This is a genomic window from Candidatus Borkfalkia ceftriaxoniphila (assembly GCF_004134775.1).
Taxonomy (GTDB): domain Bacteria; phylum Bacillota; class Clostridia; order Christensenellales; family Borkfalkiaceae; genus Borkfalkia; species Borkfalkia ceftriaxoniphila.
Genome location: NZ_SDOZ01000004.1, coordinates 1 through 16,071, shown reverse-complemented (window position 1 = coordinate 16,071; position 16,071 = coordinate 1). Strand labels below are relative to the sequence as shown.

The 16,071-nt window shown below is 49.4% G+C and carries 11 protein-coding genes and 1 riboswitch; all 11 genes read right to left on the bottom strand.

Annotated elements, in window-relative coordinates; genetic code table 11:
* Positions 1 to 136: 136 nt before the first annotated feature.
* Positions 137 to 931, bottom strand: coding sequence for a hypothetical protein (locus ESZ91_RS09965; protein ID WP_129226838.1), 795 nt, complete (start codon positions 929 to 931; stop codon positions 137 to 139).
* Between the two features lie 103 nt (positions 932 to 1,034).
* Positions 1,035 to 1,631, bottom strand: a complete 597-nt coding sequence (locus tag ESZ91_RS09960; RefSeq protein WP_129226836.1) for a signal peptidase I — start codon at positions 1,629 to 1,631, stop codon at positions 1,035 to 1,037.
* Positions 1,618 to 3,237, bottom strand: a complete 1,620-nt coding sequence (locus ESZ91_RS09955) for a DUF2357 domain-containing protein (RefSeq protein WP_129226834.1) — start codon at positions 3,235 to 3,237, stop codon at positions 1,618 to 1,620. The genes ESZ91_RS09960 and ESZ91_RS09955 overlap by 14 nt, the downstream gene beginning before the upstream one ends.
* A 19-nt stretch (positions 3,238 to 3,256) precedes the next feature.
* On the bottom strand, positions 3,257 to 4,798 hold the full coding sequence (locus tag ESZ91_RS09950) for a hypothetical protein (RefSeq protein ID WP_129226832.1): 1,542 nt from the start codon (positions 4,796 to 4,798) through the stop codon (positions 3,257 to 3,259).
* Between the two features lie 47 nt (positions 4,799 to 4,845).
* A complete protein-coding gene (locus tag ESZ91_RS09945) occupies positions 4,846 to 5,541 on the bottom strand; it encodes a signal peptidase I (protein ID WP_129226829.1) in 696 nt (231 codons plus the stop codon).
* 120 nt (positions 5,542 to 5,661) lie between these two features.
* Complete coding sequence (locus ESZ91_RS09940) at positions 5,662 to 6,600, bottom strand: hypothetical protein (RefSeq protein ID WP_129226827.1); 939 nt, start codon at positions 6,598 to 6,600, stop codon at positions 5,662 to 5,664.
* Between the two features lie 58 nt (positions 6,601 to 6,658).
* Entirely contained in the window at positions 6,659 to 7,342 is a 684-nt protein-coding gene (locus ESZ91_RS09935) for a hypothetical protein (protein ID WP_129226825.1), read from the bottom strand.
* A 65-nt stretch (positions 7,343 to 7,407) separates the two neighbouring features.
* A riboswitch (cyclic di-GMP riboswitch) is annotated at positions 7,408 to 7,489 on the bottom strand.
* Between the two features lie 60 nt (positions 7,490 to 7,549).
* Positions 7,550 to 8,953, bottom strand: a complete 1,404-nt coding sequence (locus tag ESZ91_RS09930; RefSeq protein ID WP_129226823.1) for an EAL domain-containing protein — start codon at positions 8,951 to 8,953, stop codon at positions 7,550 to 7,552.
* Between the two features lie 91 nt (positions 8,954 to 9,044).
* Positions 9,045 to 11,351 (bottom strand): EAL domain-containing protein, encoded by a 2,307-nt coding sequence (locus ESZ91_RS09925; protein ID WP_129226821.1) that lies wholly within the window; start codon positions 11,349 to 11,351, stop codon positions 9,045 to 9,047.
* 18 nt (positions 11,352 to 11,369) lie between these two features.
* Positions 11,370 to 14,384 carry a GGDEF and EAL domain-containing protein gene (locus ESZ91_RS09920; protein ID WP_129226819.1) on the bottom strand — a complete coding sequence of 1,005 codons (3,015 nt, stop codon included), beginning with the start codon at positions 14,382 to 14,384 and terminating at the stop codon, positions 11,370 to 11,372.
* 3 nt (positions 14,385 to 14,387) lie between these two features.
* On the bottom strand, positions 14,388 to 15,794 hold the full coding sequence (locus tag ESZ91_RS09915; protein WP_129226817.1) for an extracellular solute-binding protein: 1,407 nt from the start codon (positions 15,792 to 15,794) through the stop codon (positions 14,388 to 14,390).
* Between the last annotated feature and the right edge of the window lie 277 nt (positions 15,795 to 16,071).

Genomic DNA, 16,071 nt, shown 5'->3' with positions numbered 1-16,071 from the left:
TTTCTCCCACTTGCCGCAAAATGCGACTTTTTTCGACATATTTTCTCAATATATATCGTATCACGAATGCACGCGTTTGTCAAGTTCGTTCACAAAAAAGGAGCGCTTCCGCGCTCCTTTTTAAAAAGTGACTTTTCTACTTTGCCCGCACGGCGACCGTATACGGTTTGATCAGCCCTTTGGCGATCAGAGAATCGTCCGAGGCATAGGCATAGCGATACTCCATGTATATGCTGCCTACATTCGCCAGATCGTACCTGGTTGCCAATTGTTTGATCAATTCTTTGGCGTAATTCATGGCGCGCCCGGAAGTAATTTTCAACTTCATCGGCACGAGCGCGTACGTCTTTTTCGCGGATACGTCCTCAAAACGGTATTTTCCGTTTTCATACAGGCTCGGCGCGAGGGCGAGATACAGGCAAAGCGTCTTGCCCGACACGTTGAATTTGGCGATCAGGCTTTTGCCGACGCGGAAAGATTCATAATGGAAACTCATGCGGCACTTCACGCCCGCATATCCCAAAATGTTGTTTTTCAACTGACTGTAAAATTCCTGAATGTTTTCGTTCTGAATGAGCCGCGAGCGGAAACTGCGGCGATACCGCGTCACGAGTTCCCTGCCCGCGAGCGACTCTTCGGCTTTCTCTTCTGCGTTTTCCTCTTTCAAAATCTCCTCCGTTTCCTCATCGGGCCCGTATTCGCTGACGGTCGCGGCGACTTCGTCGGAAATATCTTTGGGTTGGTTTGCCGCGCGTTCGCGCAGCGCCGCCCGCGCGCAGGGATACGTTTCCGCCTTGACGCAACAGGCGCAATAACTCGCCTCGCCGCACAGATCCTTGCCCGCCTTTTCGCTCGCAAGCCACTTGTCGATATCGATGATCTTTTGTAATTTTTCCAATTCTTCCGAAGGTGCGCTAAATCCGTCTTTCATGGGACCCTCCGTTCTTTCTGATTAAAACTATTATAGTACAAATCGGCTGCGAAAGCAAGTTATTCGGATTTTTTTATCGCGAATTTATAAAGTGTGCGGAACGTTACGATCGATCCTGTTTGTCGCTATCCTCGGGATTCTTTGCAATTTTGACGATTTTGACGATCTGCATGATCGCGATGCTCACTGCGACGAGCACGACGAGCAGCAACAGCCAGTTTTCAAGTTTGGTGAAAAAGCCGATGATCTTGCCCCAAAAGACGGAGTGCCCGACTTCCACGCCCGTAAAGTTTTCCGCCCGTACGGGATCTGGATCGACGGGCGCCCCCTCTTTCACGCCCTGTGTGCGGAGATAAACGCCCTGTTCGTCGTGACCGACCTCCACGACTTTGTGAATGATGCGCTGCCCTTTCAGCATTCCGCTAAGGCTGACAAAGACCGCGTTCTGCCCTACCTGAACGCTTTCGATGCCCGTGCTCTCGATGACGACGAGTTCGCCTACGCCGATCTCGGGCGTCATGGAATCGGTGAGCACGATGACGAACGAGCGCCCGAAAAATTCTACCGGTTCATTTTTGCTCTTTGCGTCCAGCGAAACGAAAAAAACGTACAGCGCAAGCAGAAAGATTACAGCCGCAAGAGTAAAACTTACGGCTGACAAAATCTTTTTTTTCTTATTTTTCGGTTCAATCAAGCCCATCGTATTTTTCCCGTAATTCTTCCAATTTTTTGAGTTCCCTTTTCCGCTTGGTTTCCTCGCGTTTCCGACGCTTTGCCTCTTCGAGTTCTTCCGACTTTGCGGCGTCCTTTTCGCGCAGCCCCTCTTCGTACAGTTTTGCCTTTTGTTCCGCGAGAAGTTTTTTCGCTTTGATCCTTTCCAACTGCGCTTTCTTCTTGCGCGCCTGTTCCAGCCTGTCGCGGCGTTTACCCTTTTCCTTATCCAGTTCGGCTTTCAGTTTCTCCAATTTCAGAAGTTCGCGGCTCTCTTTTTTGAGCGACTTTTCGAGTTCCTCTCTCCTGAGGCGCGAAATCTGCTGATAACGGCGGTACGTGAACTGCGCGTCTTTGACCGCCTGTTCTTTTTTCTGAATGGCAGTCTTTTTCAGCAGATCTTTTTTCGCGGGGATCTGCGAGGCGATCACCTCGTCCAACATGGCGTTGTTGATCTTTTCGATCGCCTTAAAAAAACGCTGAAAATTCATTTTCAGTTGTTTTTCTTCCGCCAACGTGCCGAGCCCTGTCGCTTTGACGAGTTCGTTCTTCATCTGACGGAAATAAAACTCGTTGACGGTATCCTCGCCCGCCGTCTTTTTATCCTCTGCAAAAGACGGCATAAATTTATATTTCGTGACGACTTTATAATTTTTTCGTTTCGGCTCTCCGAAGGGAATATTTTCATATTCCTCGGCCTTTAAAAGTTTGTTCGTAAACAGCGACTGCACGCTCAAACCCGCAAGAACCGTGAGATCGTCGAAATAATCGCCGTCTACGGGCAGGTTTTTGTCCTTGACTTCCACGCTGTAACCGACGAACGTGTACGACGAAATGTACAGCCACAATTTGTAGCAGTTCTGATAATCGACGTTCATCTTGATGAGATTGGTCTTCATGATGGGCGGGTGCACGGGCTTTTTGCCGTTTAACTGACGCATGAAATCCGTGCTCTGTAAAATTTTCAGACGGCGGCGCAGCGCCTTTACCTTTTCCAGCAGTCCGCGGTTGCGTTCGAGCAGAACTTTGTCGTGCGGCGGTTCCTTCATCTTGACGAAAAGTCCGCATTCCACCTCGCTTTCGCCGTAATGAAAATTCGATCTCAAATTCACGTTGGTGATATCGTACATGTGCATTTTGCCGTTGATATCGTTGTAGCGCTGTTCGACAAAAGTCACGAGCCTCTGTACGAGTGCGCACACAAAACGGTTCTCGTATATGGCGAGATCTTCCTGCATCTCGGTCGTCAAAAGTTTTTTGGGGCGCACCTCCCCGCTTTCGGAAATGCTTTGAATATTTTTCGTGTTGGAGGCGAGATGACGTATCGTCTTTGCGTTGGTGCGACGCGCGCGCTCCACGTCAACGATCAGTTCTTCGTCGATGATGAATTTGCGGGGATTGCGCGCGATCTGTTCGATGGAATGCAGCGCGCCTTCCAGCGTCAGGATCCAACTGTCGTCGAGAGTGACCGCCTCGGACACGACGTTATGGAATACTTCGTTCTTCCCGCCGCGCAGCGCCTTGTAAAAATTGTCGTACAACAATCCGCCGCCGCGCATTTTTTCCATAAAATTCTGAAGATATTCTTTGTCCATGCCCGTTTCTCCTTCGCGGTCAGTTCACTTTTTGCAATTCACGAATGTACGCGATGGAATATTTCATCGTGCCCTTGCCGAACTTTCGGTCGAAGTAAGCGATAAGTTCCTGCAACTCTTTGGTCAGAAACGGCAGGTTGAGCGAATTGAATTTGCGTAAGATCTTGCTCGTGACGATGAAATCGATGCCGCCCGACTCCGTACCGCCGCAAGCCATGTAAGCGGGAACGAACAGTTTCAACTGTTTCATGATACGGTTGCCGAAACTGATCTTGAATTTCGACTGTATAAAGGCGTCCAGATCTTTGATGAGCGCAATATTCTTATCGGAAATCTCATATTCTTTGTACGCCCTGTCGAACAGGGATTCCAGATAATTGAACGTGCAGTTGAAACTTTCGGTCATGGGCGCATCGAAGTAATCAGCTTTCTGATTGAGTTCGAGCGCGATGGCGCGGTCGTACACCTTGTCGGTGATGGTAAAGGTGGAATCGTCGTTGTTCGCCGTGCCCACGAACCAGACGTTCTGCGGCACCAAAAGTTTTCCGTAAATGACGTTTTTCGGGTCGGTCGGAGAGGGCGACGAGATGAGATCGATCTTCCATTCCGCTATATCGGGCATTTCCATAATGGATAAAAAATCCGCGAAGTAGTATTCGATACGCGCGAGGTTCATTTCGTCGAGTACGATAAAATTGGGATCTTCGCGCAGCGTCGTTTCGTAAAGGCTGTTCAAAAAGTCCGTTTCGTTGAACTTTTTGGTAAATTCGTTGAAATATCCGACAAGTTCCGCGCGGTCGCGCCAGGACGGCTGCACGGAAACGATGGACGTATTGTTGTTGAAAAACTTGCCCATTGCGTAGGGAAGGCTTGTTTTACCCGTACCCGAGATGCCCTCTAAAATAATGATTTTGGAAGTCGCAAGGCCTGCGAAAAACAGTCGGATCGTATCTTCGGTATAGTAGAGTTGGAGTTGCGACGCGGCGAAATCGACAAATCTTTTCACGATATCCTGCAAGGAGATCATGTCGGTATCCGACATAAAGATGATATTGGGATTGCGCCCGTACTTTTCGTCGAGGTTGATCAGTTTCGTAAATCGGCTCGCTTCCCGATTGCCGCCCGTCCCCTCGTCCGAGGTGACGGCGAGCGCGTCGTTCGGGACATAGCCTTCGGAAATCTGATTGCCCACTTTGAGCGCGAAAATCTGATTTTTTTCTTTGACGAGTTCTTCCGCCTGTTCGTGCAAGCGGGCGATCTCCTCCATCAGTTTGTCTTTTTCCACTTCTTTGCCGCGGTAAACGATATATCGGCGGATGAGTTGGACCAAGCGATATACGATAAAAAAGACGAGCGCGATATTGACGAGAGAAACCAAAATAAGGCAGATCCAACCGAGTACGTCGAAATTGCCTACAACTGCGCCCAGCGCCTTGAAATAATTGATCGTATCGAGAACGACGATCTTGTAAAACGCGTAGAGAATGGAATAGATAAAGTTCCAGATATTTTGCAGCGCGTTCCACAAAAAATCCACGTAGTATTTCGCAAATTCAGCCATACCAGACGGCGCCTCCCTACGGGCGGACGCATGCCGCCCCGATGTCGTTAATCCTGATCCTTGTTATCCGGTTCCGAAATTTCGTCGTCATTTCCGACAGATAGTTTACCTTCCGCGCGAAGTTCCTCTAAGAGTTCTTGCCGCAGTCGTTCTTTTTTCGTTTCGTCGCTGACTTTGTTCCTCTCGCGAAGCACCATGACCAGATTGAACGCAAAATACGCCACGATCAAAAACGCGGGGAGCACGATGCACACAAAAAAGCCCGTGGAAGAGTGAAACCAGGAAACGACGTTGCCAAGTCCGCCGATCTTGCCCTCGTAGATACCGACGATGGTTACGTCGGGTATAAGCATTTTATCGGCATCGAGATTATTGTCGCCCTTGGTTTCGTATCTTACCGAGCCATCCGACTGCTTCTCGACCTTGATAATCCTATGCGAATTCAGTACCAGTTGATTATCCACGATGGTATTGTCCCAAAAAGTGATCACATCGCCCGGCTGCAAATTTTTCTTTTCTTCTTCATCGAGGATCTTGATTTTCAGAAGATCGCCCTTCTGGAAGTTATCGGCTTTATCGCCCTTCATCGAATTGCTTTCCACCGATACGTAAGCGGTGCCGAAAATCGAAGTGTAACCTTTATCCCCCGACAGAATGATATTGAGCGTGAGAATAAAAACGAACACCAGAATAATGGCTACGATGACGTTTACGACGATATTGATTACTTTTTTGTTACGCATAATACACCTTTGTTACTTTTTTCGCGCGTGAAATAAACACAACCGCAATGATCGCAATCACAAAAGGCGGACGAACATCGCCCGCTTTTTGTGATTGCCTGGTTTTGTAAATATTTAGATTTACGAACCGGACTTCATAATACCCGTAAGATTTAACATAACAGTCATTTTGTCTTCGAAGATGGAATTAAGGCAATCGCCGTCCGTGCCTTCCAGCCAAACTTTCACAGTTACGGTGCCGTAATAAATACTTGCAGTTTCAGCCGCGGGTTTTTCAAGAATCAAGATCTCACTCGTAGAAGCATATGTACTGTCATTCGTCAACGGCAATATTACATTTTTAGCAACTGTCTGAGCTATTGATTCGGAGACGCCTAACGAATAATTATAGTACGCCGCGGCAAGGTTGCCCTTATAGAACCCGGCTTGCGTCGTATCGTTACCGCCGTTTGCCGTCGTTTCGAAAGGCGCCCAAACTTTTCCCGTCGCAGAGTCCCCGCTGCCCGTAACGAACGCGATACGCGATGCGTGCGCGGCTCTCGCCTCGATTCTCGCACCTTTTGCAACGGCTTGCCCATAGGTTGCTTCCGTAATCGAATCGTCCCAGGCGAAAATCTGATGCGCTTGCACGGCTGTGTCTTTAACAGCAACCTCGGCAGTATTTCCGAGCAATACGCTCAAGCCTTTATTTGAATAAAATGAGAGGTCGAATTCCAAATAAGAACCCTCACCAGCCGCAGAGTTCTCTTTATCTTTCAATTCCACGCCGTTGTGATCCGTATCGGCGCTCGTCAAAGCGTCGAGCGAAATCGTTTTATCCTTCAAAACATCCGCAGATAAAATTTTACGCCCGAACTTCAAATTCGACCAATCCGTAGCGCTCGTCGGTTTGCCCAACGCGATTTGCAGATCGTCGTTACCGGAAGTAACCTGTAAGTCCAAACTTTCCACCGTAACTTTCTGATTTGTCGTGAACCAGGCGAAAGTGGAGCCCGTGGCTACGGCGATCGCTATGACCAACGCCGCCAAAGCGCCGATCAGTTTTTTTGTTGCTTTCATAAGATATCTCTCCTTTGATCATTTCATAATATTTTTACGGGCGTCGCCCGTAGCAACCTTAATACGCGTAAAAGTCCAGTTTCATTTTAATACGGTCTTGCAGCCGCTCGTCGGTGCAGTCCATATCCCAACCTTCCACCCAGATGACGATCGTGTATTTCACTTTGTCTTCGGGCTGAAAATCGGTCACCCGCTTCGCCATCAGTTGTTTTTCGGAAATAAATGCGATCGTTTCGTATGAAGTGTGCTGTTTCAGCCAGTTTTCGCCCTCTTCGCTCGCTTCGGGATTGGCGTATATATCGCCGCCTTCCGCGTCGCCTTCGATGATCATGACGCGCATGATATCGATCGCCCTGCCGACGCTGTCGACGACGTTCAGGCTCATGTCGTAATCCACCGAGCGTTCGGTCTTGTTGACCAGATAAAAACTGAATGCCATATAGGTCTGATATACGGTGTCGCTCTTGTTTCCGATCCCCCTGGCGATCGAGCGGGGAATATCTTCATATGTGGTGGCGCCCTGCCCTTCCAGTCCCGAAACGGACAGGCGGGAGGACAGATCGGACAGATCCTCTTTCATGGTCGCGGCAATATGCGCGCCGTCGTTGGAAACATTGATGATAAAATTGCCGACTTTGTTCCCGTAGATCGTAAAGCCCGCAAAAATAACGGAAAGTGCAAGCGAAACGGCTATTACGATTTTTGATATGCGCATCATTTGCAGACGCTTTAACCATTTCATAGCACGACTCCCCGAATGATCAAATGATTTTATGAAAAAAAAATTGCCAAAACATCATAGAATGTTTTGGCAACTGACAACCATATCTTGCGACTTAGGCTCTTAGCTTTGCGTCATACCCTTTTGGATACTTTGCTTTTAACTTATTCTAATTATAGAATATTATTATAAAATTGTCAAGTACTTTTAAATTTTATTCGAAAAAACTCAAATATCGTATTCCGCGGGCGCCTTGGGCTTGCCGAAATAATAGCCCTGCCCGTACGGGATCGAAAGTTCCTTGATAAAATCCAGCGTTACGTCGTCCTCGATCCCCTCGGCGATGATACGGAAATCGTTCTTTTCCGCGTAGCCGACCAGCGAGTTTGCCACGCCTCCGATCAAAAGGTCGTCTTTCGCTTCGTCGATAAACGAGCGGTCGAGTTTTACCCAGTTGACCTGCAGATTTTCCAACCGCTTCAAAGAACTCATTTCCAGTCCGAAATCGTCGAGCGCGATCTGAAAGCCGCACTGTACGAGTTTTTGAATATTTTCGTGCACCTCAGGCATTTTGTCGAACATGGCGAATTCCACGATCTCCATACACACTTCGTTTGCAGGCACTTTATATTTTTTGAGCACGCGGCGGAAATCGTCGGTAAGATTGGGATTCATTAACTGTTTGGGCGAAAGGTTCATGGAAAAAGTGACGTTTTTATCGGGATTTTTCTGCTTATAACGCTGCTGCGCGATGAGCAGTTGTTCGAACGCCCACGCTCCGACCCAGTTGATGTCGCCCGATTGCTCCAAGATATTCAGAAATTTTCCCGGAGCGAGCACGCCGAGCGTCTTGTGATTCCAGCGCAACAGGCTTTCGTAGGCGAAAATAACATTGTTCTTTAAATCATACACGGGCTGATAGTATAAAGTAAACTCGTTCGCCTCGATCGCCGATTTTATCTCCTGATAATATTTATATTCTTCGCTCTCGCTGTTGGAGATTTCCGAAGAGTAGATCGTATATTTATTGAGTCCGTTTCTTTTGGATACGGCGAGCGCGAGTTCGAGATTCTGCTTGAACGCGTTAAAATTGGCGCTGAACGCATTGTAACTGTTGACGCCGATGCTCAGATCGAGTTCCAGCCGCACGCGCGTGATCAAACTGACGGTTTTACGCCCTTCCAACAGGCAGAACGACGCCAGATCGGAGAGCGCTTTTTTATCCAGGTCCTCGTCGACGAGAACCGCCAAAAGGTCGTATTCGTACAGGCAGACCTTGCTGCCTTTGGGAAGGAGCCTGTACAGGCGTTCGACGAGTGTATTGACCGCGCCTGCGAATTGTTTTTCACCGAACGATTCGCGGATATTTTTCGCATCGTTGATCTCGATGAAAAAGACGCTGAAATGCGTATTTTTGCCCGCGGAATGAAAGCGGCGCAGAATCAAATCGTCAAAGGAATCCTTGTTAAGTTCGCCGATCTTCAACTTATCCGCGATATAGCGGTTTCGGTCCTTGCGGATACCGCGATAGAGGAAAAACATCGCCGCCGCTGCAACGAGGACGAACAGGACGACCAACAGAATGGCGACTCCGGGTTTCAATTCTGCGCCTGCGAGCAGTTGACGGATCATGTCTTTGCCTCCTTTTCTTATTCATTATATGTGCATTATACACCCGATCGGGCAAATATACAACACAATTTTCGACAAATATTTCTCAAATTTAAATTTCGGGTTTGAAATTTCGCAACATTTCCAACGCGGCGTCTTCCTTTACGGAGCGTCCGATCAAGTACCCCTGAATGACGTCGCAGCCCATTTCCTGCAAGATCTGAAGTTGTTCTTTGGTTTCGATCCCCTCGGAAATACTCAAAAGTTTCAGTTCCTTGGTAATATTGAGCACCATGCGCGTGATCGCGCGGCTGTACTCGTTGGCCGCGATATCGCTGATAAATTCGCGGTCGATCTTAATGGCGGCAATGGGCAGTTTTTTCAGATATAACAGCGAAGAATATTGGGTACCGAAGTCGTCCAGATGGATAGAAATGCCCTGCTCGCACAGAATCTGCAATTTTTTGAGCGTTTCGTCGAAAGTGTGCATGAGAAAGGATTCGGTGATCTCCACCGAGATCGTACCCGCTTTCAGATCGTATTTATGATATATTTTCAAAAAGTTCTCGACAAAGCCCGCCTGCATCAGTTGAATTGGCGAAACGTTCAAAGAAACCGTGACGCCCCTGCCTTCGATGATCTTGGCAAAACGCATGCTTGTATCGAAGACAAAATCTCCCAGCATGACCATGTTTCCCGTACGCTCGGCATAGGAAATGATCTCATACGCGCTCACGTTCATTTTCGGGTTGCGCACGCGGAAGAGAGCCTCGAATCCCGTAATGCGGTTTTCTTTCAGACTGTACTGCGGCTGATATTCCATGTAAAAATCGCCGTCGTCGAGCATTTTACGGATATCGTATTGCACGAAAAATTTGGCGTACTGTTTTTTCTGGGATTCGTGATAGATGAAATAATCGTTCATCTTGTCTTCCGCAGCGCGCTTTAACGCGGCGTCCGCCGCAATCGCCGCGTACTCGAAATCGCGCCGTTCCATGACCGCGTCGCAGACGGCGAATCCGAATTTCGCGCCGATATTGACGAGGTTGCCGTCGATCATAACGGGCTGATCGATAAAATTCACCGCGTCTTTGATATCCTGCAATAAATTATCAAGTTTTTTCCCCTCGGGATACAGAATACCGATGTGACTGTCGTCTATCTCGTAGGCGTAAGTAAATTCCTGCTCGGTCTTTGCAAAGATCTTCGCATAGACTTTTTGGGCGAATTCCGTGCCGAACATCGCCTTGAAATTGGCGAGATTGCCGATAAAGATCGTGCCTATCAGAACGCGCCCGCCCTTGGCTGTAAAAACGTCGTACACGTTTTTCATCAGATCTTTATTTTCAAGATCCGATTCGTACGGGAGCGCGAGTTCGCTCGCGGAAAGGCGGATCCTGCCGTTCGTCTGTTTTTTCGCGACGCACGCGAGCAGGCGCTCGGCGCCGAACGCGGAAATCTTGACGGCGTTGAAAGTCTTTTCTTCGAACCGCGCCACGTTCTCTTTGATCTCCACCGTCTGGGGGAAATCCTGTTTGAATTTCGCGTTGGCTCTGATAATTTTCCCGTCCGCGTCGGTAACGATACGGTAGGAATAGCGGAACGAATTTTCGTTGAGCCCTACCCAGAAAGAATATAAAAGGAACAGTACGCCGACCACCGCGCCCGTCACGATAAGAATGACCGCGATCTCCCGCGCAAGGGAATCGGAAATTTTCTGCTGTCCCGTGAAATCCACGAACGCGCCGAGATAATAGCCCGTAGCGCCCAGAACTCTGACAGAACAGGCGTAGTGCCCTTCGCCCTCGTTCACGATGCGCACGGACGACGCTTCCGACGGCTGCAATTCGAAACCGTAATCCTGAAAATAGCCGTCGAAGACACCCGTCGCAAAGACGACGCGGCCGCTGCCGCTCGCGAGCGCGATCCCTTCGAACCCCGCCATGGAAAGTTGTTTCACGGCCTCTTCAAAGGGGCGCAGGCGCAGTGCCGTTTCGCCGTTTACAGATTTTGTATAAACGGTATATAGCGTTTCATCGCCGATTCCTTTGCACATATCGCTTAAAGAATAGAAGAGCACGGGGCGCTCCTGCAGGTTATGGGCAATCGTCTGCGATTGCACGGCATAACTTTGCCCCCCGATCTCGATCTCCGCGCCCGCGGCGTCGAGCGAGCCTGAAAGAGCGAACCCGTCCTCTTCGTCGAAATTTCCGACGTCTTCGGAAAAAATTTCATTCAGTTCGCGCTCGATGCCCGAAAGCGACGCGGCGTACTGACGGAAAGTACCGTCGTATGCGGACGTGACGGCGTTGTGATACAGAGAAAAGCCCGCGATGAGTTCCACGGATATAAGGACCACCGCGACGACGATGGTCTTGATCCACATGGTTTTATTGAATTTGGCAGAATGCTTTTTCACGCCGTACGCTTGCTCCGTTTATTTTCCGTTGCATAAAAGAATTTCTTTTTTCTTTTCGTCGGATAAGCCGAACTCGGTAAAACTCGGCTTGTGCAGATAGTAGCCCTGGATATAGTCGACGCCCAACTCGATGACTTTCTTCATCTCCCCGAACGTTTCCACGCCCTCGGCGATCACCCTGATATTGCGGCGGTGCATATAATTGACCATATTTTCCACCATCAGCATCTTATCGGAAGAGGCGTCAATGCCCTGTATGATGGCGCGTTCGAATTTGATGTACTGAGGCTGGGTGATCAAAAGCACCGCGTCGGTATTGTAGGCGGAACCGAAATCGTCTATGGCAAGTTCCGCATTCCAGCGCCCCAGATAACTTATTTTCTTTTCCAATGTGGAAGAAGAACTGATCGGCTCGTTTTCCATGATCTCCAAAACCACGTTGCCGAGAAGTTCGCCGTACGCCGTTTCCAACGCGCGGATATCGTCGGGCGGAATAATACAGTCGCTGATGGAATTGATGAACAGCCTGGCTTTCTTTTCCAAAAGCCCCTCGCCGAAACGGGTCTGATACGTTTCCAGCGCCCCATTCCAGGTGAGTTGTTCGATCACGTTGAGTTTGGCGCACTTCTTGGCGATCTCGAGGATCTGCACGGGGGATTTGATGGTTTCCCCCTGCGGGCGCATGAGAGCCTCGTATCCGTAGGTCTCGCCCGTGCGCGCGTCCACGATCATCTGAAAAGCGTATCTGACTTTGCGGCTCTCTACGATATGGAAAAATTCTTCCTGCCCGCTCATGATAAATTCGTTCTTGCGGTAGTCTTCGATATCGAAATCGCCGAGGCGCCCCTTATCCGTATGCTTGACCGAATACATGGCGTAATCGGAGTAACGGAACAGTTCTTCGGGCGTGGCGGCGTTGCGCGGATACAGCGCATAGCCGCCCGAGGCGCGCAGTTTGAAATTTTCACCGCTCGGCAGCGGCAGAAAGCACCGTTCCATACGCGACCATACGCCCTGCACTTCTGCAAGCAGTTCCGCTTCGCTCGCGTAGCCGTAGAGAAAGACGGCAAACTCGTCGCCCGAAAGTCTTGCGATGAGCGCATTGCTGCGGGGAAAACCCTTGATGAGTTCGCCCATCAACTGAATATACTTATCGCCGTAAGAATGCCCGTAGGTATCGTTGACGTATTTGAGTTCGTCCAGATCGATCATCACCATGGCGCCGATACGGACGAGTTCGGGCGTTTCGCACAGTTCGTACAATTTATCGTTATAATAGCGGCGGTTGTTGAGCCCCGTCAGAACGTCGAAATCGCGCTCGAATTCGATGCGCCTCTTTTCGATGACGTCGAGGGTGATATCGGTGATCGTGCCGATGATCTTTTTACCGTCGTCCACGACGGAGATCTGGATCCACGCTTCTTCTTCGGGGATCTTATAGGTGACTGTTTCGTCCCTTTCGTTTAAAGGATCGATCTTGGACATGAGGCGGCGGAAACGATCGATGCCGATATAATCGTTTATGCGTTCGTCCTGCCAGCGCATGAGCGTATAGACGTTGCGGCTGACGAAAACTTTCTTTTCCCCGTACACGTATTCGAACACGCCGATCTGCGTGCGCGAATTGGAGATGATGCCCGAAACTTTCTGCGCGATGTTTTCGGCGGTTTCGCTCTTTTCCAAAAATGCTTCGGCTAAAAGGTCTATTTCCTTGATATACGTCTTGCGCAAAGGCTGCTCATTCGCCGCGCTGTAATTCTGCGTATCCTCCGCAAGTTCCGCAATGGGCTTGCTGATACTGCGCACGACGAGCGTGACCGCCACGAGCGCGAGCGCCACCGCCGCCAGCGCCGAGGCTGACATCGCGATGAGAATGGTATTGTAAAAGGTCATCAGAACGCCCTCGTCGACCATGCCGACCACCGCCCATACGTCGCCGCTGAACGGGCCGTTCCGATTGTAAATATCCAACGTCTTGACGTTGCATACGACTTTGGAAGAAGGGATCTTATAAAAATTCGTATAGCCGTCCGGCAAGGCGGAAACACTGCTTACGGAACCGAAAACGCTCTGTCCCAGACTGCCCGAATGTACGATGCGTTCCAGATCCACGCTGCCGTCCTCGTTGTTTTTCACGAGGCATACCGCGGCGCCGTATTCTCCCGACGTGTTTCCGATATTGACTTGCCCGCTCAGATAAGCGACGGAAAGGCCGATGCCCAGCACTCCGAACACGTCGCCTTTCGAAGAGATAAGCGGGATCGAATACGATACGATCGTTTCGCCGTACTGATTCATTTTATATGAAGGCGACCAATAAGCATAATTTTTCGTATCGGATACTTTTTTCGCTTCTTTCGCCGCATTCAGCGGTTTGAAAAAGAATGCCTCGTTATCGTTGGAGCATTCTTCGGAAAATTCAAAGGTGGAATAGGTTTTGTTTCCCGTCACGTGCAGTTGATCCCGGATCTCGATACTGCCGTAAGTCATTTCGATATCGGCGTTATCCGAACTCGCGGAGGTAGGATCCATGTCCCTCAGACAGATGCCTCCCTTATAATAGTCCTGCGGCTGGTTGCGCGTTCCGGGGCCGTCGAGCACGATAAACGCGTCGGTGACCAGATTTTTGCGCAGCATATACAGGATATCGTCCGCGATTTCGGATAATATAATTTCGTTGATGTGATAGGTACGGGGGCCTTCCGTGGCCTTTTCCTCTTCGGTAAAAGGTTTTGCAATATCTTCGTACGATTTTCCTTGTTCTTGAAGAATCGTTTCCACGCGGCTTACGACGTCGTTCTCCGTTTCGCTGATGTTCGACCATACGCGGATCATGTTGTTGGTGAGCGAATCGGAAACATTAATCACTTTGCCGTTGAACATTTCGAAACTGTTGTTGCGAAGGTTCGTAAAGGTATCCGACGCAAAAAGAGCGCAAAAAAAGAACACCGTCTGAAACACGATCACCAAAACGATCGGGATCAGGGTTTTCCGTAAAATAGATTTGGTACGTTTGTTCTTTTTCCCTTCCATCTCTTATCCGTTGTCTTTCAGATTTTCCAAACTCGCGCCCAGCGCTTTGAGCCACTCTTCGAAATGACCGACGGTCAGGCACTGCTGCAGAGTAACTTTTCCGTTCTCGATCGCGGCGAAATCTTCGACCGCCTTATCGATCATCGAAGTATTGACGATCTCCCGCGCCTCGGTACCGCAATCGAAGGGAAGCGTGGTGTACAGCGTATAATTATTGACGATTTCGATGCCCGTATAGAGCGTGCTTTTCATCAGCGCGGAAATTTCGATATTGTCCGTAAAATATTCTTTGGCGGCTTCTTCGGTGTTGAGATCTTTTTTGACGGGAAGATAGCCCGAACCGAGCGAATATTTTAAGTTGTTGTCCTTTTCGCTGAACCAACGCAAAAAGACGGTCGAAGCATATTCAGTTTTTTCGTCGGAACGCACGACCGCCATGCCCGCGCCCTGCTGCACGGCGTATTTTTCCGTACCCGCAAAGTTGGGGAGCGGCAAAATCATGCCCTGGATCGCGTATTCGGGATCCTTATTGTTATCTACGTTCTCGGGAAAGTACGTGACGCCCGAAGTCGAACCGACGCAGGCAACGATCGCGCCGCTCTTGATATCGTCGGTGCGGAATTTTCCGCCGTGTTTGAACCAGCCCTTGACGTACGGTACATAATAGTTATCCCACAATTTCCGCATGACTTCGGAATCGAGTTGAAAAGTCACCTGCCCGTTTTCCACTTCGAAAACAGGTTTACCGAGTTGTTTACTGCCTACGAGCATATAATTGGCGAAGGCGTCCCTTCCGAAAAAGGCTTTACCGCCGCTCCATGCGTAATACTGTTCAGACAACTCCGTAATGCCTTCCCATGTGGCAAACTTTTTAACGTCGGCGCCCGTTTTTTCGGAAAATTTATCCCAGTCGGTCTTGTTGATCGCCAAAACCTCCGTCGATTTCGCGATGGGGAACATTTTGATCTCCCCTTCCTTTTCGAAACCGCCTTCCTCTATGTAACTGGGCACGAATTCTTTGATTTGCGACGCGGTAAGATAATTTGACAGATCCGCGATCTTATCCTTGACCGAATAGGCGGTGTCGGAATACACGGAAAAGATCTGAGGCAGCGCTTCCGCGCCGATCTCTCCATCTATCGAGGCGCGGATGGCCTCCTCCACGCCGGCGATGCTCCCTTTGGATTTGGCGGATACGACGATCCCCTTTTCCTTTCCCAGCGTGTTATTGAAATCGGTGACCATTTCGTCGAAAGTGGAACCGAGCGCGCCGTTGTAGTAATGCCATATCGTGACGGGCGTGGGCGAACCGGGATTAAGCCCGTGATCGTTGCCGCCCGAACAGGCGACGCAGGCGATGAGCATAGAACAAACTGCTACAGACATCAACAGATTTTTGAAAATTTTCACGTTTTCTCCTTCCAAACAGGAATTGTGCGCTTTTGCAGAAAGCGCACAGCCCCCCACTGCGGGGGGCAAACGTAAATTCACGGCCCGCGTAGTTTTTCGGCACGCCGCTCGGGCGCACTGTCAATTTCGTTCATTATAACATTAAAAAACGGTAAAGTCAATGTATATGAGAAAATGTCGAAAAAAGAGACTGTTTTATTATAATTGACGTGTTAAAAGTTGGAACCCGAAAGGGGTTATCCACTTTTAACACGTTATTTTTATTTGGCGGCGGCCA